The organism is Streptococcus entericus DSM 14446, from assembly GCF_000380025.1.
GTDB classification, from domain to species: Bacteria; Bacillota; Bacilli; order Lactobacillales; family Streptococcaceae; genus Streptococcus; species Streptococcus entericus.
Map to the genome: position 1 here is coordinate 40,813 of NZ_KB904187.1, position 22,604 is coordinate 63,416.

Below are 22,604 nucleotides of genomic sequence, written 5' to 3' on the forward strand. Positions count from 1 at the left end.
AAGTACAAACAAACCGATTTTTGTTCTTATTAGTTGTTATCAAGCTGATAGTTGGCAGGGTCTGGAGCATGCCTGGCAGAGCGAGCTTGAAATCTAGACAGCTAGTACCGTCTGAAAGCGATTAGTTGAAGCGGCAGGTTGACGAGAAATTTCCGTCATGAGGTTTTTTCAGCGGAGGAGCCTAGCGGATTAAAGGAGAGGGTTGCTGATTGTCATACTGTCCCTAACAATGTATCTGTATCAAGTACAAATCAAAGAGTGGTATTCTTCACCCCATTCTTAGAAATGAACAGGCTCATACTTAGCTAGACTGATGTGCGAATCAGTCCACAAAAAAATATTAGAAAAGAGAATATTATGAAAGCAGCACAACACACCACTTATAATAAGAAAAATATCACCTTAACCTTTGCTGAACTTGCCAAGCCAAGTATCACAGCTGACCAAGTTTTGGTCAAGGTCACTGCAGCGGGTGTCAATCCGTTGGACAACATGATTTCCTGTGGGGAAGTCAAGATGATTGTCTCTTATAACTTGCCATAGACCGCAGGCAATGAAGTGGTTGGTCTGGTCGAAGCTGTTGGAAGTCGTGTGAGCCAGTTTCAGGTCGGTGACCGTGTCTTTGCCCGTTTGCCGCTGGGTCAGATTGGCGCCTTTGCCGAGTATGTCGCAGTAGATGCCGCAGCTCTCGCTACCGTGCCTGACTACCTGACAGATGTCGAAGCGGCAGCGATTCCTCTGACTGCCCTAACCATCATGCAGGCCTTGGAGCTGATGGAGGCACAGGCTGGCAAGACGATCTTCATTTCTGGAGGAACAGGCGGTGTCGGTGGTATGGCTATTCCAATCGCTAAGGCCAAAGGCTTGACCGTTATCACCAACGGTGATGGGGCAAATGCGGAGTGGGTTCTAGCCTTGGGGGCAGACCGCTTTATCGACTATAAAACTGAGGACTACACCAAGACCCTCAGCCAAGTGGACTATGTGCTTGATACCCTTGGCGGGGCAGAGACAGAGAAGCAGATGAGCATTATGAAAAAGGGCGGTCAACTCGTCTCCCTGCGAGCGATGCCAAATGGCGCTTTCGCTAAACGCATGCATCTTCCTAAATGGAAGCAAGTCCTCTTTGGATTGGTTGGTCGTCAGTTTGACAAAATGGCAGAGCGGTACGGTGTGGCCTACCATTTCATCTTCGTCGAGAGCAATGGCAAGCAGTTGCAGGAAGTCGCAGACCTCTTTAGTCAGCTCCAGATTAAGCCATCTATTGATACGGTTTACCCCTTTGAAGAGGTTAATGCTGCTCTGGATAAGGTCGCTAATGGTCGCTCACGAGGCAAAACAGTCTTAACCTTTGAAGGAGGCAAGAAATGAGTTATGTACAGACAGGAAACCAGTACCTGACCGTTTTTGGCAACAAGATTGCCTACCGTGAATTAGGACAGGGGCAGTCTCCTTTGCCTCTCGTCATGCTGACGCACTTGGCTGCCACCATGGATCAATGGGATCCGAGACTACTGGACCTGCTGGCGGAGCAGCAGCATGTGATCGTGTTTGATTTACCCGGTGTCGGAGCTAGTCAGGGGAAGGTGGCTGGCACCATTCCCAAAATGGCAGCGCAGGCCATCGCGATTGTCAAAACCCTCGGTTATGACCGTATCAACCTCTTGGGACTGTCCATGGGTGGCATGATTGCCCAAGAAATGGTGCGTCAGGAAAGTGCCATGGTCAATCGCTTGGTCTTGGCTGGGACAGGTCACCGCGGGGGCCTTGAGATTGACCGTGTGACGGGTAAGACCTTTCGCTACATGGCAAAGGCGCTGCTAAATCGTGTCGATCCCAAACGCTATATTTTTTACAATCACGATGACCAAGGGCGTTTGGAAGCCGAAAAGGTCTTGGGGCGGATGGCGCAAAGAGCAGCTGCCTTTGCAGATGAAACCATGTCGGTTCAAGGCTTCTTGACCCAGCTCAGAGCCATCAAGCGGTGGGGAAAAGCCGCAGAAGATGACCTCAGTCACATCAAGCAGCCAACCTTGATTGTTAACGGCGACAAGGACATGCAGGTCCCAACCCAAAACTCGCTCATCATGCACGACAAGATTGCCAATAGCCAGCTGATTATCTACCCCAAGGCAGGGCATGGCTCGATTTTCCAATACGCCGAAGACTTTGCCAAAACGCTACAAGTATTTTTGGAGATGACAACGTAAGTCTTCGGATTAAAGAAGAGCAAATTTGATTTACCTCTGGTGTTTTCTAGATGGAATTGTGCTATAATCATCATCAGAAAGTGAGAAAATGTATGCACAAAAAAGTTGAATTGAGTGAGCTTTTTTATGATTTGGTTTACGTCTATGCAGTCAGTCAGATTACAGGCCTGTTGCACCACGGAGAGCTTTCTTTTGGAACGGTTTTTGCTTTTACGACGGGGTTAATCCTCTATGTGAACTCTTGGATGGTACAGATGGTCTTTACCAACCGTTTTGGGAAGAATTCCCTAACCAATATTGCCTTTATGTTTGCGCAGATGGTCTGCTTGCTCCTGTCGTCAAGGGCTATTACAGAAGATTGGTCAACACACTTTATCTGGTTTATTTTCCCGATGGCTGTGATTTCAGTCTTGCTCTTGCTTCAGTATATGATAGTATACAGCACTAGCCACAAGGACGCAGATAGGCGCCTGATTTGGCAATTCTTCATCGTCTTGGGATTGCGGTCAACAGCCTTATTGTTCGTCAGTTTTCTGCCTTACCAGTACGGTCTCCCGTTAGCAGTTGGTGGAATCCTCATCACTTGGCTCTTACCTGGTTTGCTGACACGGTCATTTTCAGGAAAAATCGAAGAAGGACTGACGCTCATTCGTTTTCCCCATCTTATTGAGTGCTTAACCCTTCTCGTCATCATTACTTTCGGGGAAATGATTATCGGCATTGTGCCTTACTTTAGCTCAGCTAACTTCTCCGTGACGTCACTAGTTGTATTTTTAGTGGTGATTAGTCTATTTATGATTTACATCATTGAGATGGATCATTTGATTGAAACAAAGCGAAGCGGTATCACCGGGAATGCAGCCATTTATTTGCATTACCTCATCTTTTTTGGTCTAAGTTTTGTGACCACTGCTTTGGGCTTATTTTTAGAAGACACAGAACAGCTAGCGACCCAGTTGCTTTATGGAGGGATACTGCTCTTGATCATCGGTATCATGGGGCATTTGCCCTATAATAAGCCACAGTACCGTCTGAACAAGAGTCAACTGGCGATGATGGCTGGTTGCCTTGGACTGGGGTACGTGACGAGTTTTGTTGGGCAGCTGGACGGACGAGATGTGCTCATGGTGACAAGCCTTGTTCTCATCAGTATCTTCACCCTTCTTGCTCGATTTTACATAAAATAAGGTCAACTAAGAGAAAGGTGATCGGAGGGAACCAAATTTCTCGTCTAGCCATTGCTCAGTTGGTGAAGCAAAATGTGTTAACCCTAAGTCCATATCGTCAAGCTAACTTGGGGATTGTGAGAGATTAGCGGGCTAGTTGTTTTGAATTTCCTACATCATTATCCGTTTATGCGAGTCACCAACTAAAAACATCTGACAAAATCCTCTTCGTTTGCTATGATAGAAATGAGAGGAGGACGTTGATGTCTAGTAATGAGCATAACAAGAATACCTATTTGATGCTGTCTAGTTTCCAGTACCTCTTTGCAATCGGGGTCTTGGTGGTGCATAGTGGCAGTCTCTTTGAAAATCCTGCTTATCATTTTATCGCTAAAAGTATTTTTGCTCGTCAAGCTGTCCCTTTCTTTCTTATCAGCTCGGCTTATTTTTTAAGGAAAAAAGCCATAAATTCGCCTCGAGCAGAAACGGTCTATTACCGAAAGCTTCTCAAAACCTATGTGATTTGGAGTATGGTTTATCTGCCTTACGCTTTCTTTTATTTTCAGCAACTTAGCTTGCCTATTTACCTTTTGCCTATCGGGCTCTTGGTCGGCTTACTTTATGTGGGGGTATGCTACCAGCTGTGGTACATTCCGGCTCTCTTGCAGGGCTTGTTTTTGGTCAAAGCAGGGCGGCGCTATTTACCAAGTTGGCTACTGTTTAGTCTCATCTTATTGCTTTACTTATTTGGGAGTATCGAGACCTATACAGGTTACTTAGAGGGGACGGTCTTTGATACCATTTATCGATCTTACGCCCAAGTTTTCCTCACCAGCAGAAACGGACTCTTCTTTGCGCCACTGTTCCTCTACCTTGGGCAAGTTCTAGCGGATAAGGAAGATCACCCTATCTTTGCAGGAAATCGTGGTTGGAAAGTCCTTATTAGTTTGGTGCTTTTTTTAGCCGAGGCCAGTCTGATTTTTACTCGTCAAGGACTAGATAAAAATTTCTTTCTGACTCTCCCCATCTTTAGCCTCAGTCTGTTTAATTGGTGCCTGCATTACCCGACCGCAGTGCCCTGGTCAGGTCGCTCATTGAAAGACCTGAGTATGATCATTTACTTTGTTCATCCAATCTTCATCGAGCTAAGCCTATTTGCCTTCAGGCAAGATGAGTTAAGCAGTTGGCAGCAAGGGCGTCTAGCTTTTACTAGTGCCCTCATCGGTAGTCATGTCATAGCTCTGCTATTTCTCAAATCAAAAAGAACGAAAAAGAACATCTAAACACAAAAAGATGTTCTTTATTTTTTGTTTTTTATAAAAACCCTTGACAAACCTTTCTGAAAGCGTTACAATAAAAAGGTGGTTATAACAAGTTGGGAGGAAATGTAATGCTTGAAACAACAGGTGACAAGCCTCTCTATCTTCAGCTGGTTGACGAACTGGAAACCACGATTCGAGAACAGATGTCTGTCAATGACAAATTACAGTCCGAGAGGGAGCTGACAGAGAAATATGGTGTGAGCCGAATCACGGTTCGTCTGGCCTTGCAGGAGCTTGAGAGTAGAGGTCTTGTTTATAAGCAACAGGGAAAAGGAACGTTTGTTTCAGAGATTAGTAGCTCGGTGGTCGATTTATCAGCTGCCTATAGTTTTACTGAGCAGATGAAAAAGATGGGCAAGGTGCCATCGACGACGATTATTTCCTTTAGCCAGAGTTTAGCACCGAGAGCACTGAGTGAGCAGATGGGACTAGGAGAGGGAGAGGAGGTCTACATTTTGGAGCGGCTCAGGCTAGCCGACCAAGTGCCGATGATGCTTGAAATCTCTTATATACCAGTAGCTTATTTTCCTGAGCTCAGTCAGGAACTGCTAGAGAAAAAGCCCCTTTACGATGTCTTTGCGGAAGATTATAAGCAACCGATACGCTTAGCAGAAGAAGAGTTTTTTGCTAGTTTGGCTCTGGATTATGATGCCAAGTGGTTGGCTATTCCAGAAAACAGTCCTGTTTTGCAGTTGCAACGGAAATCGTACAATGCCAAAAACAAGCTCATCGAGTATACTGTTAGCGTCGCCAGGGCAGACCAGTTCCGCTACAAGATAACCCATCGTCAACAGAAAAAACCATTTTTTGGTCTTAATTTTAATAAAAAGAAATAGGAGGAACTTAGATGTTTGAACTATCTAAAGACAAGCTAGAAGCTCTGGGAGCCGAAATCACGACGCGTGAAATTCGCCAGCAACCAGAACTCTGGCAAGAAGCGCTTGAGCTGTATACCGCAGCCCAAGAGAAAATCACCGCTTTCCTAGACAAGGTGCGTGAAACCAGCCCAAACAAGCGTGTTAAAGTAATTTTCACAGGCGCTGGAACGTCTCAGTATGTTGGGGATACGATTCTCCCTTATCTGAAGGCCAACGGTGACCGTAGCCGTTACATCTTTGAAAGTGTCGGCACAACAGACTTGGTCTCTGTCCCTTTCCACCACCTTTTTGCTGACGAAACTCTGCTTTTGGTGTCCTTTGCTCGTTCAGGTAATAGCCCTGAGAGTGTGGCAGCTGTTGAATTGGCTAACCAAATCGTGCCAAATGCTTTCCACTTGACCATCACTTGTGCGCCTGAAGGACAGCTGGCTAAGCGTGCTGAGGGAGATGAGCGCAACTGCTTACTTCTCATGCCAAGTCGCTCAAACGATGCTGGTTTTGCTATGACAGGTAGCTTTACCTGCATGCTCCTATCAGCACTTTTAGTCTTTGATGAGAGCAAAGATTTGGCAACTAAAACAGCTGTGGTCAAAGAGATTGCCCGTATGGCTGACGATATTGCTAGCCGTGAAGAAGATATCAAAGCGATTGTCGACTTGGACATTGAGCGGATCGTTTACCTGGGGTCAGGGCCGTTGGCTGGTCTGACACGCGAAGCCCAGCTCAAAGTGCTTGAGCTGACAGCAGGAAAATTGTCAACCATGTTTGATTCGTCTATGGGATTCCGTCACGGACCAAAATCATTTGTCAATGAGAAAACATTGGTGGTTGATTTTGTCAACAACAATCCGTATACACGTGATTATGACCTTGACTTGTTAGAAGAGGTTTATGGTGATAAGATTGCTCTGAAGACCCTAGCTGTTGCCCAAAGAGGAGAGCGTAACTTTAGCGGTGACACCTTTGAGTTGATTTCTGATCAACTGATTGACGATGCTTATCTCGCATTACCAATGGTGTTTGTGGCTCAGATTATCTCACTCTTGTCATCTGTTAAGGTGGACAATACACCAGATACACCATCGGCAACTGGTACAGTTAACCGTGTCGTAAAAGGTGTTATCATTCACGATTACAACTAAAAAAGCGGGGCTTCCCGCCCCGCTATGTTTGTTAATGTTTGTTTACTGAAATCTCAAATTTGTAGAATTTCCAGTGTTTGTGACTTTCGATGTATTCCAAGACTTCCTGACTGTCTTGACGTTTGGTTGTCCGAATTTGCAGAACAGTCGGTTCACCAGTTTCAAGTGCTAAAGCTTTAGTAATTTGCTCAGGTCTTGAGAGACAAATCTCATTAGTTTCAATGAATGGTTCCTCTGACAAATGCAAGTCAAAGTCTAGTTTGAAGCGTTGGTAAATAGACACATAGTGACTTTTCTTGGCATCAGGTTTGGCGATGTATTGCTCAGGAATATAAGACTCTTGATACATATAAGGCTCTGTTTTAGCCTTTCTGACACGAACAATCTTATAGTAAGATTTGGTCTTAGGAAGATTTAGTTTCTCTAAAATTTCAGGATTATTTCCTTTAGTCATTGACAAAACAGTAACGTTATCGTCAGCGATTGGGAAAAGTTCAATGTCTGAAAATGCTACAGCCTTACCTTTTCGGGAGCGTGAGACGAAGGTGCCTTTACCCTGATGACGCACGAGATAGCCGTCTTTAACCAAGTCGTTCAAGGCACGGATAACAGTGATGGAACTCACGTCGTAGATTTTGATTAGCTCAGCTTCGGTGTAAAAACGGTCGCCATTCTCAAATTTTCCAGATGTGATTTGTTTCTTTAAATCATTTTTGATGAGTTGATATTTAGGAAGTCTCATAAAAATACTCTCTTTCTACATATTAATGATGGTAAAAATTACTTCACAACAACATTATACTAAATAAACTAAAAAAAGACTAAAAAAAAGGCTAAAAACTTTAAAAAAAAAATAAAAAAAAGTTTTCAAAAACACTTGTCATAACCAGTTGGACGTGATATAATATTAGCATAGAAAAGGAAAGGGGTTTCAAATATGAGGTTCACTATCTCAGATGACTTCTATTTGAACGACCAGCCCTTCAAAATATTGTCTGGGGCGATTCACTACTTTAGGGTTCATCCAGATGATTGGTATCATTCTCTTTATAACCTCAAGGCTTTAGGCTTCAACACTGTTGAGACTTATGTTCCTTGGAACATGCATGAACCATCAAAAGGCCAGTTTACCTCAGAAGGTATCTTGGATGTCGAACGGTTCTTGGATATAGCAGCAGAGCTTGGGCTCTATGCCATTGTCCGCCCGTCTCCCTTCATCTGTGCGGAGTGGGAATTTGGTGGGTTACCAGCTTGGCTATTAGAGGAGGATGTTAGGGTTCGGTCACGAGATGAGAAGTTTCTCAAACTCGTTGACGACTACTATGCTTGGCTTTTGCCAAAGTTAGCCAAACGTCAACTCGATCAAGGTGGGAACATTCTAATGTTTCAAATCGAAAACGAGTACGGTTCTTATGGTGAGGACAAGGTTTATCTTCGTGAGATGAAACAGCTCATGACAAAACATGGCATAACAGCTCCGCTATTTACATCAGATGGTAACTGGCGAGCAACCTTGCGAGCTGGGAGCTTAATCGAAGATGATGTGCTAGTTACCGCTAACTTTGGCTCAAGAGCACGTGAACGCTTCAAAGACGTTCAGGATTTCTTCGATGAGCATGGTAAGAAATGGCCACTGATGTGCATGGAATTCTGGGACGGTTGGTTCAACCGCTGGGGCGAAGAAGTGATTCGGCGCGATCCAGAGGAACTGGCTGACAGTGTGATGGAAGCCTTGGAGCTTGGCAGTGTCAACCTCTACATGTTCCACGGTGGGACAAACTTTGGTTTCATGAATGGTTGCTCAGCCAGAGGTCAAAAAGATTTGCCACAGGTAACGTCTTATGACTACGACGCGATTCTTGACGAGGCGGGCAATCCAACGCGTAAGTTCTACGAACTGCAAAAACGGTTGAAAGCCACTTATCCGAGTCTCACGTTTGCAGAACCTTTGGTGAAAACAGCTAAAGCTCATCCGAGTGCCAGTTTGGTTCATAAAGCGAGTCTCTTCTCCATCTTGGAACAATTACCGAGTGTTCAGAGCTTTTATCCGAAAAACATGGAAGCTCTGGGGCAAAATGTCGGTTATATTCTTTATGAGACGAACATTGAACGTGACAAGTTAGAGGATGAACGTTTCCGTGTCATCGATGCCAGAGACCGCATCCAAGTTTATGCTAATAACCAGCATGTGACCACACAATATCAAGATGAGATTGGTGAGGATATTCCCCTACCACAGGAGAAATCTGAGAACAACATCAAAATTCTGGTGGAAAACATGGGTCGGGTTAACTACGGTCATAAGCTAACAGCGCCAACTCAGCGCAAAGGAATCGGTCGTGGGGCGATGGTGGATCTCCACTACATCGGCAACTGGACGCAGTACCCGTTGCCACTAGACAACGTTGACCAACTGGATTTGACAGGGTCTTGGTCGGAGGGAGTGCCTAGCTTCTACCACTATCAGGTAGAGTTAGATGATTTAGCCGATACTTACCTTGATATGACAGGTTTTGGTAAAGGTGTTGTCTTCATCAACAATGTTAACATCGGTCGTTTCTGGGAAAAAGGACCAATATACTCTCTCTACCTACCTAAGGGATACTTAAAACAAGGACGCAATGACATCGTTGTCTTTGAGACCGAAGGCCGTTATCGAGAGCATATGACCTTCTCAGATAGACCAATAATAAAAAATTTATAGAAAAGCGAGGAACATGTTTCTATGGCAATCATCGGAACACGTATCGACGGCCGTCTCATCCACGGTCAAGTAGCTAATTTGTGGACAGCTAAGTTGCAAGCTAGCCGTATCATGGTTATCGACGACGAAGTGGCACAAAACGACATTGAGAAGCAAGGCTTGAAGTTGGCTTGCCCTCCAGGTGTTAAACTGTCTATCCTTCCAGTGGCTAAGGCAGCTGAAAACATTCTGGCTGGTAAGTATGACTCACAACGTCTTTTCATCGTTGCACGCCGCCCAGACCGTTTCTTGAAACTAGTTGAGCATGGGGTGACCATCCCAGAACTCAACGTTGGTAATATGTCACAAAGCCCTGAAACAAGAGCTGTAACACGTACCATTAACGTTGTTGACAAAGACATTGCGGACTTTGATGCTCTCAACGCAAAAGGTGTTAAATTGATTGCTCAGATGGTGCCAAACGATGCTGCTAAAGATTTCTTGCCATTGCTTGACAAGGTAAGATAAACTAAAATTGTTCAAAAAATATTAATAAATTTTTAGGAGGATGACATCATGATTCAATGGTGGCAAATACTTTTACTCACGTTGTACTCATTCTATCAAATCTGTGATGAGTTGACGATTGTTTCATCAGCTGGTTCACCAGTTTTCGCTGGTTTCGTATCAGGCTTGATTATGGGAGATGTTAAAACTGGTCTCTTGATCGGTGGTGGTCTCCAGCTCATGGTGCTTGGTGTTGGTACTTTCGGTGGTGCGTCTCGTATCGACGCAACATCTGGTGCGGTTTTGGCGACAGCTTTCTCAGTTGCACAAGGCATCAAACCTGAACTTGCCATCACAACCATCGCGGTTCCAGTAGCGGCTCTCTTGGTTTACACTGATATTGCAGGTCGTTTCTCAACAACATTCTTTGCACACCGCATTGACGCTGCGATTGAGCGCTTTGACTACAAAGGAATTGAGCGTAACTACCTACTCGGTGCCCTTCCTTGGGGTCTCTCACGTGCCCTTCCTGTTTTCCTTGCCCTTGCTCTCGGTGGTGGCTTTGTTGAAAGCTTAGTAGCAACTATCGATAACTACAAGTGGATTGCAAACGGTTTGGTTCTTGCTGGTCGTATGCTTCCTGGTCTTGGTTTCGCTATCTTGCTCCACTACTTGCCAGTTAAACGTAACTTGCACTACTTAGCAGCAGGTTTTGGTTTGACAGCTATGTTGACTGTTCTCTACGGTAACATCTCTACTTTGGGTGGTGCTGTATCTAGCTTGGTTGGTGTTGCTAACGAAGGTCTTGCAGCAGATGCCGCTATTGCTTTCACTAACAACTTCAAAGGCTTGTCAATGATTGGTATTTCTATCATTGGTATTCTCTTGGCTGTGCTTCACTACCAAAACGCTCGTCGTACAGTGGTGGCTGCACCAGTATCTAACGTAGAAAGCGGGGAAATCGAAGATGACGAATTCTAATTACAAACTTACAAAAGAGGATTTTAATCAAATCAACAAACGTAGCTTGTTTACTTTCCAATTAGGTTGGAACTACGAGCGTATGCAGTCTTCAAGTTACCTCTACATGATTTTGCCACAATTGCGCAAAATGTACGGAGACGGTACACCTGAGCTCAAAGAAATGATGAAATTGCACATGCAATTCTTCAATACTTCTAACTTCTTCCACACCATCATCACAGGTTTTGACCTTGCCTTGGAAGAAAAAGAAGGTGTAGCTTCTAAAGATGCGGTTAACGGTATCAAGACAGGTCTTATGGGACCATTTGCTCCTCTTGGAGACACTATCTTTGGTTCCTTGGTGCCAGCTATCATGGGTACTATCGCTGCGACAATGGCGGTTGAATCTGGTAGCCCAATCGGTATCTTCCTCTGGGTAGCTGTAGCTATGGCGATCAACGTCTTCCGTTGGCACCAACTAGAGTTTGCCTACAAAGAAGGTGTTAAACTCATCACCACTATGCGCGATACGCTTACTGCTATCGTTGATGCCGCTTCTGTTCTCGGTGTCTTCATGATGGGTGCTTTGGTTGCAACCATGATTAACTTTGAAGTAACATGGGCTCCAACGATCGGTGAGAAAGTGATTGACCTTCAAGACATCTTGAACTCGATCTTCCCACGTTTGGTACCAGCTATCTTCACTGGTTTCCTCTTCTGGCTCTTGGGTCGTCGTGGCATGAACTCAACTAAGGCTATCTTGATTATCATCTTCTTGGCTCTTGGTTTGTCTGCTCTTGGTCACTTTGCATTTGGTATGGCATAATGGGAAAACATTTAGTATTAGTTAGCCATGGTCGTTTCTGTGAAGAATTGAAAAAATCCACAGAGATGATTATGGGGCCTCAAGAAAATATCCATACAGTCGCTCTTCTTCCAGAAGAAGGTCCAGAAGATTTTCGTGCTAAGTTTGATGAGACCATTGCAGGTTTAGAAAATGTGGTTGTGTTCGCTGATTTACTCGGTGGTACACCAGCAAACGTTGTGTCAAGAGCCCTGTTAGAAGGTGCTGATCTAGATATCTATGTTGGCATGAACATGCCGATGGTTATCGGTTTCTTGAACGGTGTTCTTCTTGACCAAGATGTTGATTTGATTGAATTTGGAACAAGCAACATTCAACGTCTCAATGACCTCTTCAACAACGATGAAGACGAAGATGAATAACCTTTACTACTGGTTTTAAGTATCCCAGCCCTGCGATTTCGCAGGGCTGTTTTTGTGCGTCTATTGATAGGGCTAACGATAAAATCGTAATAGCACTCGTGATGAACCAACATCGTCTGTTTAACTTGCCTCAGTTGAGACGAGTAAAAAAAGATGTCCATAGCATGACGCTCATTGAGCAAGCTATGGACACAGTTTTAGGAGAGGCTGAGATAGATTGTTTTTTATCTTTTAGTGAATTAAGGTAAAGATGGCACGGCACTTGCTTTTGATTAGCAGTGCCTAGATCCTTGGCTTTTGAACTGAGGTGGGCTGTGACAGCCGATTGTTTTTACTAACGGTTAACCTGAGGCTAAATCAGATTTTAATTTTCTTGCGATTGATCACAAAATCGGAACTAATAACCTCATCAATGTTGAGGATGGATACAAACGCATCTGGGTCTATCTGAGCGATAATCTGCTTAGCTTCACGGACTTCCGTCGGATTTAAGGCAACATAAATGACTTTCTTACTTCTTCCAGAATAAGCACCTTCGCCTTCCAGATAGGTCACACCGCGCTCAAGGTTATCAAGAATTTTTGTAGCAATAGCTGGCGCAAAGTCGGAAACAATCAGCATGCCACGAACCTGATAGCCTCCGTTTTCGATGATTGTAATCACTTGGCTATAAACAAAACTGGCAATTAGTGTGTACATCATGTGCTGGATATTGATATAAGTGAGTGATAGGAGGAGAATGACGATATCAACAAGCAACAAGGTTTTTCCAATTTGTGCATGCAATACCTTTTCAACGATACGAGCAATGATATCGGTTCCCCCTGTCGTTCCACCGAAGCGAAAAACGAGGCCGCTACCGATACCAGCACATAAACCGGCAAGCAGTGAAGCAATGAGCAAATCATGATTGACATCAATAGTCAGTGCAATCCTCTGAAAGAGCCAGATAAAAGCAGACATTGTCAGAGTACCGTAGATACTCAGCACCATACTTTTACGTCCTAGGATTCTTGCCCCGAGAATAAAGAGGGGAAAATTAATCAGTAATGTGGTATAGGAAGGATCTAATCCTGTTAGGTTATAAATAATCAAGGTGAGACCTGCGACTCCTCCTTCAGCCAGATGGTTGGCCATATTAAATTGAACAAAGCCAAAGGCATAAATGGCTGTTCCTAGTGCAATCATGAAAAGGTCGCGCAGGCTAGTTTTATTCAGTTGAAACATTTCTGTTCCTTTCTCAAAGGTAAAGGTCTGTAGCTGTGGGTGCTGGTCGTCAGTTAGCTAGTATGTTAAGTGACTTGGCGATACTTACTGCGTTTGATGACAAATTCTGGACTGACAACTTCTTCGACATTGGAGACGGACAAGAAAGCTTGTGGGTCAGTTGTTGTCACAATACGCTTGGCGTCACGTACCTCATTAGGGTTCAAAATAATGTAGAGCACCTGCTTATCCTTGCCTGAGTAAGCCCCTTTGCCTTGGAAATAGGTCACGCCTCGTCCTAGGACCTGCATGATTTGTTGGGAAATGGCGTCAGGCTGGTCTGTAATGACCATCATTTCACGGACAGAGTACCCACCACGCTCGACAATATTGACCACTTGGCTATAGATAAAACTGGCAATCAGGGCATAAGTCATTTTTGGAATAGAGACGTAAGTCAGAGACAATAACATGACGATGACATCGATGCCAAGCAGGCTTTTTCCAAGCGGAATACCTAGTTTGTCTTCCAGGGCTCTCGCGATAATATCTGAGCCCCCCATGGTTCCACCGAAACGAAAGACCAATCCCCCTCCTAAACCTGCTGTGACACCTGCTAGAATAGCGATGATGGTGTTGTCTCCTTGCAGGTCAACGGCAATACCTGATAGTTGCCAAAGCCAAATAAAGAGGTAGAGCATGACGGTGCCATGGAGGGTATAGATGACGGCATTGCGACCGAAGAGCTTAGCCCCTAAGATAATCAACGGAAGGTTGATCAGATAGCCTGTGATAGTGGGATTGATGCCAAAGAGAGCATGCAAAATCAATGCGACCCCTGACATCCCGCTGTCAGCAATTTGATTGGGCATTTTGAAAATAACAAAGCCAAAGGCATAGATTGCACATCCTAGGGCAATCAGTAGGAAATTTTTAGGATGAAAAACGTATTTGTTTGACATGAGTTCTCCTTAATCCACATCCACGAAACGTCCGATAATTTGGACATTTTCAGCAACCGAGACAAAAGCATTTGGGTCAGCTTTTTTCATACGGTATTTGAATTCGTGAAACTCGGCGCGAGTGATGATCGTGATCAGCACCGCTTTTTTGCTGCCTTCGTAGGTGCCTTGAGCATCGTTGATAGAGGTCACCCCTCGATGGAGTTTCTGGTGAATCATTTTGATGACACGGTCAGGCTGGCTGGTCACGATGGTCGCCTGCATTTTTTTCTGTTTGGTGTAGATGGCATCAGTGACACGGCTAGACACAAAGATGGTCACCATGGAGTAAAGGGCGTATTGCCAGCCGAACAAGAGGCCTGCAAAGATCATGATGACACCATTTACAATCAGGGAAATACGTCCTACATCCCGCCCAGTTTTACGTCGGATCGTTAGACTGATGATGTCCGTTCCACCACTTGAAATATTGGATTTGAGACCATAACCGATACCAGTTCCCATGACTAGACCACCAAAAATCGCATTGACTAAAGGATCAGTCGTCAAGGTAATCTGGGGCATAAACTGGATAAAAAGCGAGCTCATGGTCACTGTGATAAAGGTGAAAATAGTGAACTTTTGCCCGATGGTCCGCCAAGCCAAAACCAGGAGAGGTAGGTTAATGGCGTAGAAAATCACTGCCACAGGAATGTTCATTCCTAAGGTGCGGAGACTAAGTGCTGACAAAACTTGGGCTAGACCTGTCACGCCACTGGCGTAGACATTGCCGGGTTCAAAGAAAAAGTTGACAGCGATACTAGATAGCAAACCATAGAGCAAAGACGCTGAAAATTTTTCAGCGTACTTTTCTCTGGAAATGCTACGGAGGGTCTGAAATAGACCGACCTTTTTCGCCAAACGCTTTATCGCAAAGCGACATTTTTTAGGAAGACTTGCTTGTTTAACCATTATTCTTAATCGTGAGGGTGAGCTCGTCCAGCTGTTTCTGGGCAACTGGGCTTGGAGCCTGGGTCATCGGGTCAGAGGCTTTGTTGTTTTTCGGGAAGGCGATGACTTCGCGGATGTTGTCCTTACCAGCTAGGAGCATGACCAAGCGGTCAAGACCGATAGCCAAGCCACCGTGCGGTGGGAAGCCATAGTCCATCGCCTCTAGCAAGAAGCCGAATTGCTCCTGTGCCTCTTCCTTGGAGAAGCCAAGCGCTGCAAACATTTGTTCTTGGAGGTCTCGACGATTGATCCGCAAAGAACCACCACCTAGCTCGTAGCCGTTGAGGACAATGTCATAGGCGACAGCCTTGATTTGACTGAGGTCGCCACCATTCAAGAGACCTGCTGTTTCAGCTGTTGGCAGGGTAAACGGATGGTGCGCAGACATGTAGCGCCCTTCTTCTTCCGAATACTCAAAGAGTGGCCAGTCGATGACCCAAAGGAAGTTGAACTGGTCTGGGTTGATGAGACCGAGCTCCTTACCCAGACGGCTACGAAGAGCGCCGAGGGTGTTGTTGGCAACATCAAGACTGTCTGCAACAAAGAGTACCAAATCGTTTTCAGCCAACTCCAGATGAGCTATCAAGTCACCCTCAATAGCTGGCAAGAATTTGGCAATCGGTCCATTGAGACTAGCTTCTGTGTACTTGACCCAAGCCAGACCCTTGGCGCCAAACTGCTTGGCAAACTCTGTCAGCTTGTCGATGTCCTTCCGCGAATAACGGTCGGCTGCCCCCTTGACCACAATAGCCTTGACCACTTCTGCTTCCGAAAAGACTTTGAAGTCGACGGTTTTGGCTAGCTCTGAGACATCCTGCAAGAGCATGTCAAAGCGGGTGTCGGGCTTATCTGACCCATAGCTGTTCATAGCGACATCATAGCTCATGCGTGGGAAAGGCAGGCTGACGTCGATACCTTTAGTCTCCTTCATGACACGAGCCAGCATCCCTTCAACGATGTCTTGGATTTCTTGGTCAGATAGGAAAGAGGTCTCCAAGTCCACTTGGGTAAATTCAGGCTGGCGATCCCCACGCAGGTCTTCGTCACGGAAACACTTGACAATTTGATAGTAGCGGTCAAAGCCAGCATTCATCAAGAGCTGCTTGGTAATCTGTGGGCTCTGTGGCAAGGCGTAAAAATGACCCTCGTGCACACGGCTCGGCACCAGATAGTCACGCGCCCCTTCTGGCGTTGACTTGGTCAACATCGGCGTTTCCACATCAATAAATTCCAGCTCATCCAGATAGTTGCGGATGGCGTGTGTGGTCTTGGCGCGGAGTTTGAAATTGTCCAGCATTTCTGGGCGGCGCAGATCAAGGTAGCGGTAGCGCAGGCGCGTATCGTCACTGACTTCAACACCGTCTTTAATCTCAAACGGGGTCGTCTTAGCCTCGTTCAGCACACGAAGACTGGCAACAGCCATCTCTACCTCACCTGTTGGCAAGTTCGGATTCGCCTGCTCACGGGCTAAAATCTCGCCTGTCACTTCGATGACAAACTCACTGCGCAAGCCATTGGCGATAGCCACCACATCGCTAGACGCTGTCTCAGGGTTGACCACCAGCTGCATGATGCCCTCGCGGTCGCGCAAATCAATGAAAATCAAGCCTCCCAAGTCACGGCGGCGAGCCACCCAACCCGTCAAGGTCAGGGTCTGTCCAATGTGTTCGGCACGAACACGGCCTGCATACATACTACGTGTCATATTGTTCTCCAAAATCTTATAATCTCTATTATTGTACCATAAAAGAGATGGCTTGTGGCTGTTCTTTGCTGAAAAAACGGCGCAAACATCAAAAAAACAGAGCTTTTTTTAGAGATTTCGGGGATCAAGGACACGCCAGTGTTTTGTTGTCTGTTAAGCTTTCAGGCCGACAGATTGAGAACCCTTGCCTTAGTTAAAAAGAATCTAGCCTTGAGAGGGCTAAATTCTTTTCAAATCCTAGTCAACAAGTGAAATGATGTGAGCTTGTCCTTTTTTGTCAATCAGGCGGACGGATTTGGTTTCCGGGTCGTAGGTGAAGGTATCCACACCGACACCGTGAATCATCGCAAGCTCGTAGAGCTTGTCCTCAAAAACCTCTCGGTCCATGCCAAAGGCAGTCGCTCGCTCAAGCATTTCACGGTCATAATCATCCAGGTCATCATCCTCTGTGTCAGTTGTTTCTGTTGGGAGAGGTTGAGCTGGTGCTTCTGTGTCAGGTGTTTCATCATTATCATCAGGTTCGGATTCTGGTAATGAGGTGTCTGTCTCTGCCACCTCGTCTTCGGTTTCTTCATCAGGTTCTTTTCCGACAGGGTAATTCGGACGGTTTTCCCTACTGCCACGACCTTTCATGATGTCGCTATCACGCCCCCATCCATCTTTTGAACCAGGGCGTTCATCAGGATTTTCTACATAATATTTGATAGTAGCAAAGAGATCCTCTAGGCTGTAACCCGCAGGTGCCTCAAACAAATCATCAAAGCGAGCAATAGCGATGTTGTGGTAATGGTTGTAGTGCGGAATGATGAGGTAACCGTTGTTGATTTCGACGGTGTAGGCAGAATTGTACGGCATCTTCTCAATCGGAATACGTTTGGCTGGCTCTGCTTTGTCAAAGATGTCTACAGCTCGTTCACGTGGGCGACCGTCATTTGGCTGTGGCGCTGGACGGCTTGGTTCTGTTTCTGCTGGCTTACGACTGGCTAGTTCTTGCTCAGCTGCTCGGCGTTCAGTATAGGATAAGTCCCACTTAGGAATCCAGTGGCTATGGTCCATGTGAGGGACGATGTAGGCATCGCCCTCTTCACGTTCAATGTCCTTGGCATCAAAGATATAGCCGTCTGAGGTGGTGTAACGTCCAGCAGCTTTAGCCTCAGCGATTTCTTCGGGACTGTAAATGATCTGTGAGTTTGGCTTACCTTCACGCTCAGCTACTGGCGTTGGTTTATGGTGCTCATCAGCTCTTGGTTGGCTTGGTGTTTCAGCAGAGGTGGCATTATCGGTAGAATCATGCTCATTTGATTCATCATCGTCAATAGTATTGCCCAAGTCAGGTAAGTCTTGCCCTTTTTCTTTGCTTGCTAGGACAGTCGCTTCTGATAAAATTAGATTCTCCTCACCTACCATAGGTGTGATGACATAGCCAATACCTGGCATATAGGCAATGGTGCTTGCCTTGTCACCATAGTATTGTCCTAGATAAGCAAGGAGCTCAGCTCTCTGGTCAGCAGGTTTAGGCTGAGGTTGCTCGGTTGGCTGGCTAGGACGGGTGTCTGTTGTATCAGCTTCATCTGTTTCAGAAACCTTCTCCTCATCCGTGGTTGTTGTCTCTTCGTTTGGTATTGGTGAGGTCGTTCCATCAGCTGGCTTAGTCTTATCTTTCAAGGTATAGATAACAGGGGCGTTGATGTCAACAAGACTCAAGTCAACCCCACCATGGCCGTCAACAAAAACTAGATTGCCAAAGAGAGGTCGCACATGGCTACGTGGCACCTTGTATTGCTTAGCAATGTAACGGAGTTTTGCTTCTTGCGGGTGCTTGTAGGTGACAAGGTCACTGTAGTCAACCTCGTCATAGGTCAATGGTAGGGTAATAGAAGCAAGCGGAAATTCCTTCTCCGTCCCGTCTTGGTAACTAGCCGTCACAGTTGCATCATCACGGAAAACAGCAATGACGCCCTCCTGCAAACGAATTTTCCCCATTTTCAGTCGAATGAGCAAGTCACGGTAATCCTCAGTGTTGTCAAAATCACTAGCTATCAAGCGTGTCGGATACTTCTCCAGGTTAGCTGTGTGAGAATGGTTGCCGTGTGGGATAATGACCTGATTGCCACTCACTTTAAGCAAGGCTTTAGGGACTTGGTTTTCGAGGGAAATAAAGGTTAACTTAGCATCGATTTCTGTTGCTGAGTAAGTGCTTGGCGCAGTTGCTTCAATTCCCTCACGATTGATGTAGTCTGCAGCAGCTTCAAGCTCATCGTCTTCTAATTCATGGTAGAAGATATAGTGCTCGTGGTCATCGTGTTTTGCTCGGAAACCTTCGTCATCATAGGCTATAATGCTCTCAGGGCTAAAGGTGTAGCCATCGCTGGTTGTGTAAGGTAGACCATCTTTACCTTTAGACGATTTGCGAATAGTTAACTGACTTAAGTCAAAGAACCGACGCTCTGGTAATGCGGGATTGCCGTTTTCTGGCTGATTTGGGACCGGCTGTTCTGATGGTACCGAAGGATCTGGTTGAGGAACATTAGGTTGTTGAGGGGTATGGGCTTGTTCAGGTTGCGTTGGGGCAGGTGAATTAGGCTGCTCACCTGTTCCAGGGGTCAGCTGGTTCTCAAGTGTTGGTTGAGTTGGGATTGTCGGCTTCTCTCCAATTGAACTGATTGGACGATTTGGTGGTAATGGCTGGCTCGGCTTGACCGTAAGCGCTGGTTTTGATGGTTTCCCTATCGGATTTGTCTGCAACGGTTGCTCAGAAGTCGTTGGGCGTTTTTCCTGATCCAACAAGCGTGAAACCCTGACTTCAAGCTCCGACATTTGGCTGTAGGGGATAAAGTGGAAATGATCGCCGTGTGGGACAACAACGCCCCGTTCGGTCCACTTGGTGATGGTTGCTGGGTCAAACACCAGACCATCTGCTTCAACGTGGCGGTGCGACAACGGCTGAGCATAAAGCATCTGTAGTAAGCTGTCTGGGGTATCTGTACCAGCAGGCTTAACTGGCTGACTTGTTTGCGTTTGGACAGCTTGAGTTGGCTGTGGAGATTGGTTTGACGGTGCAGGTTGAGCAGTGTGTTGTGGTTCATGAGGTTGTCGACTAGCTGTTGGAGCTGGTGTTGTTCCTGTAGAAACCTGTGGTTGTGCAGGGGAACTAGAATTGCCAGCAGGTGTCTTTTTACCATTCCAATAGGCTTGCGCAGCGGCCAATTCTGCTGGAGACAAATCAGCTTTCGGGATATAGTGGAAGTGGTCACCATGCGGCACGAGGAAGCCATCACCTAAGTCGTCAATCACATCTGTTGGGCTAAACACATAACCATCATCTGTAGTGTAAGGTTTGGTCGTTGTTGCACTTTTCTTATCTGTTGTGGTAGGCGTTCTTTGTTGCCCTTGCTGACTTGGTCGAACAGTACCTGTGCTTTGTTGCTGGCGAACGATTTCTTCTTTAGTACGGACATTGGTGGCTTTTTTGGCATCCTTTAGGTAAAGATAGTAAGTGCCGTTGACCTTGATGATGTAACCATCTTTGACCTCGTTGACAATGTCTTCTTGTTTGAGGACATAGGAGCTATCTTTCATGATCAACTCTTCACTGATAATAGCATCAAAAGGCACCTTACCATTATAGAAATGGTAGTGATCACCATGTGACGTCACATAACCCTGGTCGGTAATTTTAACGACGATTTGTTCAGCGTTAATCCCTTCTTTAGCGCTAACCTCGTCAGGACTCATGTTGGCTGTATCAGTGAGGACTTTTTTCTTGTTACCAGTTGATTGCTCTGACGAGCTGATGTAAGAGACACGGTTTTCCTCATTTTGGTCAAGGGCTTGATGATGCCCAACTTGGTAACTGATCACGGAGAGTAGGATTGCTGCAGCGGAGCTATAAACGTATTTTTTCTTCATGGGTTCCTATTCCTTTCTAGTTTCAAGGTCTTCTGCGAGAATGGTGAGATTGGCTCTGAGGTTCTCCAGATAACTGAGGTTGTTTTGTGGGTCAGCTTCCAGAGGCTCTAAGATTTTGAGGGTCACCTTGCTTGATGCCGCCAGGGCTTTTGCCATCTTGTCTGAAGCCCCTCGTTCGACAAAAATGGTAGTGACATGGTAGGTATCGATGAATTCTTTGATTTCTGCCAGTTGTCGAGGGCTTGGTTCTTGGGCAGTGACGCTAGCGATACCGAGTTGCTCTAAGCCAAAACGATTTGCTAGGTAGGCAAAAGCAGTGTGCTGAGTGACAAAGGTTTTTGCCTTAGTTTTGGCGAAACGTTGTTCAAACAGGTTTGCCAACTCTTCAGCTTCTTTTGCCAGTTTGTCAGCATTTTTCCGGTAGGTGGCTGCATGGTCTGGGTCAATGTTGGTCAACTGCTCTGCTATTAACCTAACCTCCTCCGCCACTAAAATGGGGTCAACCCAAGTGTGTGGGTCGTAGAGTGTCGCCTCATCAATCCCTTCGGTGACAGGAATATCCTCTAGACCTGGGACGCGCTTTAGGCTCATGCCTTTGGAGGCCTCCAAAACGATAACATCTGACTGCTCCAGGTTTGGATCTAGTCGTCCAGCCCAGCTCTCCAAGGTGTGGGAGTGGTAGATAAAGACGTCAGCATCGTAAATGGCACGAACATCTGCAACCGAGGGTTCGAATTCGTGGATGCCTTGCCCTGACTGAATCATACGGACATCGTTGAGGTCTCCAGACACTTCCTTTGTCATGGCATAGATGGGGTAGAAGCTAGTGACAATCCTCAGACCTTGACTTTCTTTGGGAGGTTTGTGCTGACAAGCTCCCAAGATTAGGAGGGTTAGTAAGAGGGATAGTAGGGTGCGACAAGATTTGTTCATTTAAAACTCCTTAACTAGTTAATCAAATAAAATTATATCACCGGTTAAGTAGTTTGTCAATGTTTTTTATGCCGCTACAGGAGTGAGATTGATTTGGAACACAAACTGGCTGTGCTCTAATAAGTTCGGGGTTAGGGAACAGATTGGACAAGTCCATGATTGTTCTGGCGTGGTAACCGATACTTTACATTGAGAATCACAAGATAAAAAGACCTTGTCAGTCATTGCTGACTTAATTGACGAGAAGTCGCGGGTCACGACTCCGCTGAGTTCCATTGGCGAGACTGGCAAAGCTGTTGCTCTTATCGTCAAAAAACTAGAGTTGTTAACAGCACTATCTCGACGGAAATTCTGTAATAGCAGGAAGTGAGGTTTCCAAGTGATTGTGTCCTTATTATTAAAAGAATAGTCGCTGGTAGGTGCTGTTTTCTCTCCTATTGCTTTATTATCCTAAGTCCAATTCCATCTTCTGAAGGAACTGATGACGAAAGAGGAACCGGAGGTGTTTGACATTAAATAATGCCATAAAAATACTTAAACATACTAAGATTAGTAGTGAGGAAATCTCCGACGGGAGAGAGTACTCACTACTTTTTTCATTCTCAAGATGATAAAGTAGAGGTGTCTTGTTAAGTCGTGGGGCTTTTTGACGCTAGACGTCGCAACAAAAACTGGCAAGACACCTGTTTTAGAAAGAATGTTATCAAAGTATGTGGGACGCTAGACGTCGAGTATTGAAAATGACATCTCTAAAACAAGGAATCATTCAAGACAAAGAGGTAGTATCATGCGTGCAGTTTT

At 45.6% G+C, this 22,604-nt stretch carries 17 protein-coding genes and 2 pseudogenes; 11 read left to right on the top strand and 8 right to left on the bottom strand.

Annotation, left to right across the window (positions count from 1 at the left end; genetic code table 11):
- Window positions 1-357 precede the first annotated feature (357 nt).
- The 6 genes and pseudogenes from A3GW_RS11145 (at window position 358) to A3GW_RS0110465 (ending at window position 6,718) form a co-directional block, all read left to right on the top strand.
- A pseudogene (locus A3GW_RS11145) lies at window positions 358-1,371 on the top strand (NADP-dependent oxidoreductase).
- On the top strand, window positions 1,368-2,210 hold the full coding sequence (locus A3GW_RS0110445) for an alpha/beta fold hydrolase (RefSeq protein ID WP_018369243.1): 843 nt from the start codon (window positions 1,368-1,370) through the stop codon (window positions 2,208-2,210). The pseudogene A3GW_RS11145 and the gene A3GW_RS0110445 overlap by 4 nt, the downstream one beginning before the upstream one ends.
- 92 nt (window positions 2,211-2,302) lie before the next feature.
- A complete protein-coding gene (locus A3GW_RS0110450; protein WP_018369244.1) occupies window positions 2,303-3,397 on the top strand; it encodes a low temperature requirement protein A in 1,095 nt (364 codons plus the stop codon).
- 242 nt (window positions 3,398-3,639) lie between these two features.
- Window positions 3,640-4,659, top strand: a complete 1,020-nt coding sequence (locus A3GW_RS0110455) for an acyltransferase family protein (protein WP_018369245.1) — start codon at window positions 3,640-3,642, stop codon at window positions 4,657-4,659.
- Window positions 4,660-4,766: 107 nt separating this feature from the next.
- On the top strand, window positions 4,767-5,534 hold the full coding sequence (locus A3GW_RS0110460) for a GntR family transcriptional regulator (protein ID WP_018369246.1): 768 nt from the start codon (window positions 4,767-4,769) through the stop codon (window positions 5,532-5,534).
- Between the two features lie 11 nt (window positions 5,535-5,545).
- Window positions 5,546-6,718 carry an SIS domain-containing protein gene (locus A3GW_RS0110465; protein ID WP_018369247.1) on the top strand — a complete coding sequence of 391 codons (1,173 nt, stop codon included), beginning with the start codon at window positions 5,546-5,548 and terminating at the stop codon, window positions 6,716-6,718.
- Between the two features lie 31 nt (window positions 6,719-6,749).
- Here the strand turns inward: A3GW_RS0110465 and A3GW_RS0110470 are convergent, their stop codons facing one another.
- Window positions 6,750-7,460: a GntR family transcriptional regulator gene (locus A3GW_RS0110470; RefSeq protein ID WP_018369248.1), complete on the bottom strand. Its 711-nt coding sequence runs from the start codon at window positions 7,458-7,460 to the stop codon at window positions 6,750-6,752.
- Between the two features lie 195 nt (window positions 7,461-7,655).
- On the opposite strand from A3GW_RS0110470, the gene A3GW_RS0110475 reads away from it, so the two are divergent.
- The 5 genes from A3GW_RS0110475 to A3GW_RS0110495 are packed head-to-tail and all read left to right on the top strand — an operon-like array spanning window position 7,656 to window position 12,098.
- Window positions 7,656-9,422, top strand: a complete 1,767-nt coding sequence (locus tag A3GW_RS0110475; RefSeq protein ID WP_018369249.1) for a glycoside hydrolase family 35 protein — start codon at window positions 7,656-7,658, stop codon at window positions 9,420-9,422.
- Between the two features lie 21 nt (window positions 9,423-9,443).
- On the top strand, window positions 9,444-9,929 hold the full coding sequence (locus A3GW_RS0110480) for a PTS sugar transporter subunit IIB (protein ID WP_018369250.1): 486 nt from the start codon (window positions 9,444-9,446) through the stop codon (window positions 9,927-9,929).
- A 48-nt stretch (window positions 9,930-9,977) separates the two neighbouring features.
- Window positions 9,978-10,889: a PTS mannose/fructose/sorbose/N-acetylgalactosamine transporter subunit IIC gene (locus A3GW_RS0110485; RefSeq protein ID WP_018369251.1), complete on the top strand. Its 912-nt coding sequence runs from the start codon at window positions 9,978-9,980 to the stop codon at window positions 10,887-10,889.
- Window positions 10,876-11,697 (top strand): PTS system mannose/fructose/sorbose family transporter subunit IID, encoded by an 822-nt coding sequence (locus A3GW_RS0110490; RefSeq protein ID WP_018369252.1) that lies wholly within the window; start codon window positions 10,876-10,878, stop codon window positions 11,695-11,697. The genes A3GW_RS0110485 and A3GW_RS0110490 overlap by 14 nt, the downstream gene beginning before the upstream one ends.
- Complete coding sequence (locus tag A3GW_RS0110495) at window positions 11,697-12,098, top strand: PTS sugar transporter subunit IIA (protein ID WP_026216702.1); 402 nt, start codon at window positions 11,697-11,699, stop codon at window positions 12,096-12,098. Before A3GW_RS0110490 ends, A3GW_RS0110495 begins: the two co-directional genes overlap by 1 nt.
- A gap of 357 nt (window positions 12,099-12,455) precedes the next feature.
- Here A3GW_RS0110495 and A3GW_RS0110500 read toward each other — a convergent pair whose 3' ends face one another.
- From A3GW_RS0110500 to A3GW_RS0110525, 7 genes and pseudogenes are all read right to left on the bottom strand, one after another.
- Window positions 12,456-13,325: a YitT family protein gene (locus A3GW_RS0110500; RefSeq protein WP_018369254.1), complete on the bottom strand. Its 870-nt coding sequence runs from the start codon at window positions 13,323-13,325 to the stop codon at window positions 12,456-12,458.
- Window positions 13,326-13,390: 65 nt separating this feature from the next.
- Entirely contained in the window at window positions 13,391-14,266 is an 876-nt protein-coding gene (locus tag A3GW_RS0110505; RefSeq protein ID WP_018369255.1) for a YitT family protein, read from the bottom strand.
- A gap of 9 nt (window positions 14,267-14,275) precedes the next feature.
- A complete protein-coding gene (locus A3GW_RS0110510) occupies window positions 14,276-15,217 on the bottom strand; it encodes a YitT family protein (protein WP_018369256.1) in 942 nt (313 codons plus the stop codon).
- On the bottom strand, window positions 15,210-16,961 hold the full coding sequence (gene aspS, locus A3GW_RS0110515) for an aspartate--tRNA ligase (RefSeq protein ID WP_018369257.1): 1,752 nt from the start codon (window positions 16,959-16,961) through the stop codon (window positions 15,210-15,212). Before aspS ends, A3GW_RS0110510 begins: the two co-directional genes overlap by 8 nt.
- 237 nt (window positions 16,962-17,198) lie before the next feature.
- Complete coding sequence (locus A3GW_RS11300) at window positions 17,199-19,778, bottom strand: pneumococcal-type histidine triad protein (RefSeq protein WP_419757111.1); 2,580 nt, start codon at window positions 19,776-19,778, stop codon at window positions 17,199-17,201.
- Window positions 19,754-20,870: pseudogene (locus A3GW_RS12110) on the bottom strand (pneumococcal-type histidine triad protein); the annotation flags it as partial. The gene A3GW_RS11300 and the pseudogene A3GW_RS12110, both read right to left, overlap by 25 nt.
- Before the next feature lie 6 nt (window positions 20,871-20,876).
- Window positions 20,877-21,803, bottom strand: a complete 927-nt coding sequence (locus A3GW_RS0110525) for a metal ABC transporter solute-binding protein, Zn/Mn family (RefSeq protein WP_018369259.1) — start codon at window positions 21,801-21,803, stop codon at window positions 20,877-20,879.
- Window positions 21,804-22,604: the final 801 nt, after the last annotated feature.

Coding starts and splice junctions, on each gene's coding strand:
- A3GW_RS0110450 (WP_018369244.1), top strand. CDS start 2,303: ATGCACAAAAAAGTTGAATTGAGTGAGCTTTTTTATGATTTGGTTTAC.
- A3GW_RS0110475 (WP_018369249.1), top strand. CDS start 7,656: ATGAGGTTCACTATCTCAGATGACTTCTATTTGAACGACCAGCCCTTC.
- A3GW_RS0110480 (WP_018369250.1), top strand. CDS start 9,444: ATGGCAATCATCGGAACACGTATCGACGGCCGTCTCATCCACGGTCAA.
- A3GW_RS0110460 (WP_018369246.1), top strand. CDS start 4,767: ATGCTTGAAACAACAGGTGACAAGCCTCTCTATCTTCAGCTGGTTGAC.
- A3GW_RS0110470 (WP_018369248.1), bottom strand. CDS start 7,460: ATGAGACTTCCTAAATATCAACTCATCAAAAATGATTTAAAGAAACAA.
- A3GW_RS0110485 (WP_018369251.1), top strand. CDS start 9,978: ATGATTCAATGGTGGCAAATACTTTTACTCACGTTGTACTCATTCTAT.
- aspS (WP_018369257.1), bottom strand. CDS start 16,961: ATGACACGTAGTATGTATGCAGGCCGTGTTCGTGCCGAACACATTGGA.
- A3GW_RS11300 (WP_419757111.1), bottom strand. CDS start 19,778: ATGTCGGAGCTTGAAGTCAGGGTTTCACGCTTGTTGGATCAGGAAAAA.
- A3GW_RS0110500 (WP_018369254.1), bottom strand. CDS start 13,325: ATGTTTCAACTGAATAAAACTAGCCTGCGCGACCTTTTCATGATTGCA.
- A3GW_RS0110495 (WP_026216702.1), top strand. CDS start 11,697: ATGGGAAAACATTTAGTATTAGTTAGCCATGGTCGTTTCTGTGAAGAA.
- A3GW_RS0110525 (WP_018369259.1), bottom strand. CDS start 21,803: ATGAACAAATCTTGTCGCACCCTACTATCCCTCTTACTAACCCTCCTA.
- A3GW_RS0110465 (WP_018369247.1), top strand. CDS start 5,546: ATGTTTGAACTATCTAAAGACAAGCTAGAAGCTCTGGGAGCCGAAATC.
- A3GW_RS0110445 (WP_018369243.1), top strand. CDS start 1,368: ATGAGTTATGTACAGACAGGAAACCAGTACCTGACCGTTTTTGGCAAC.
- A3GW_RS0110490 (WP_018369252.1), top strand. CDS start 10,876: ATGACGAATTCTAATTACAAACTTACAAAAGAGGATTTTAATCAAATC.
- A3GW_RS0110455 (WP_018369245.1), top strand. CDS start 3,640: ATGTCTAGTAATGAGCATAACAAGAATACCTATTTGATGCTGTCTAGT.
- A3GW_RS0110505 (WP_018369255.1), bottom strand. CDS start 14,266: ATGTCAAACAAATACGTTTTTCATCCTAAAAATTTCCTACTGATTGCC.
- A3GW_RS0110510 (WP_018369256.1), bottom strand. CDS start 15,217: ATGGTTAAACAAGCAAGTCTTCCTAAAAAATGTCGCTTTGCGATAAAG.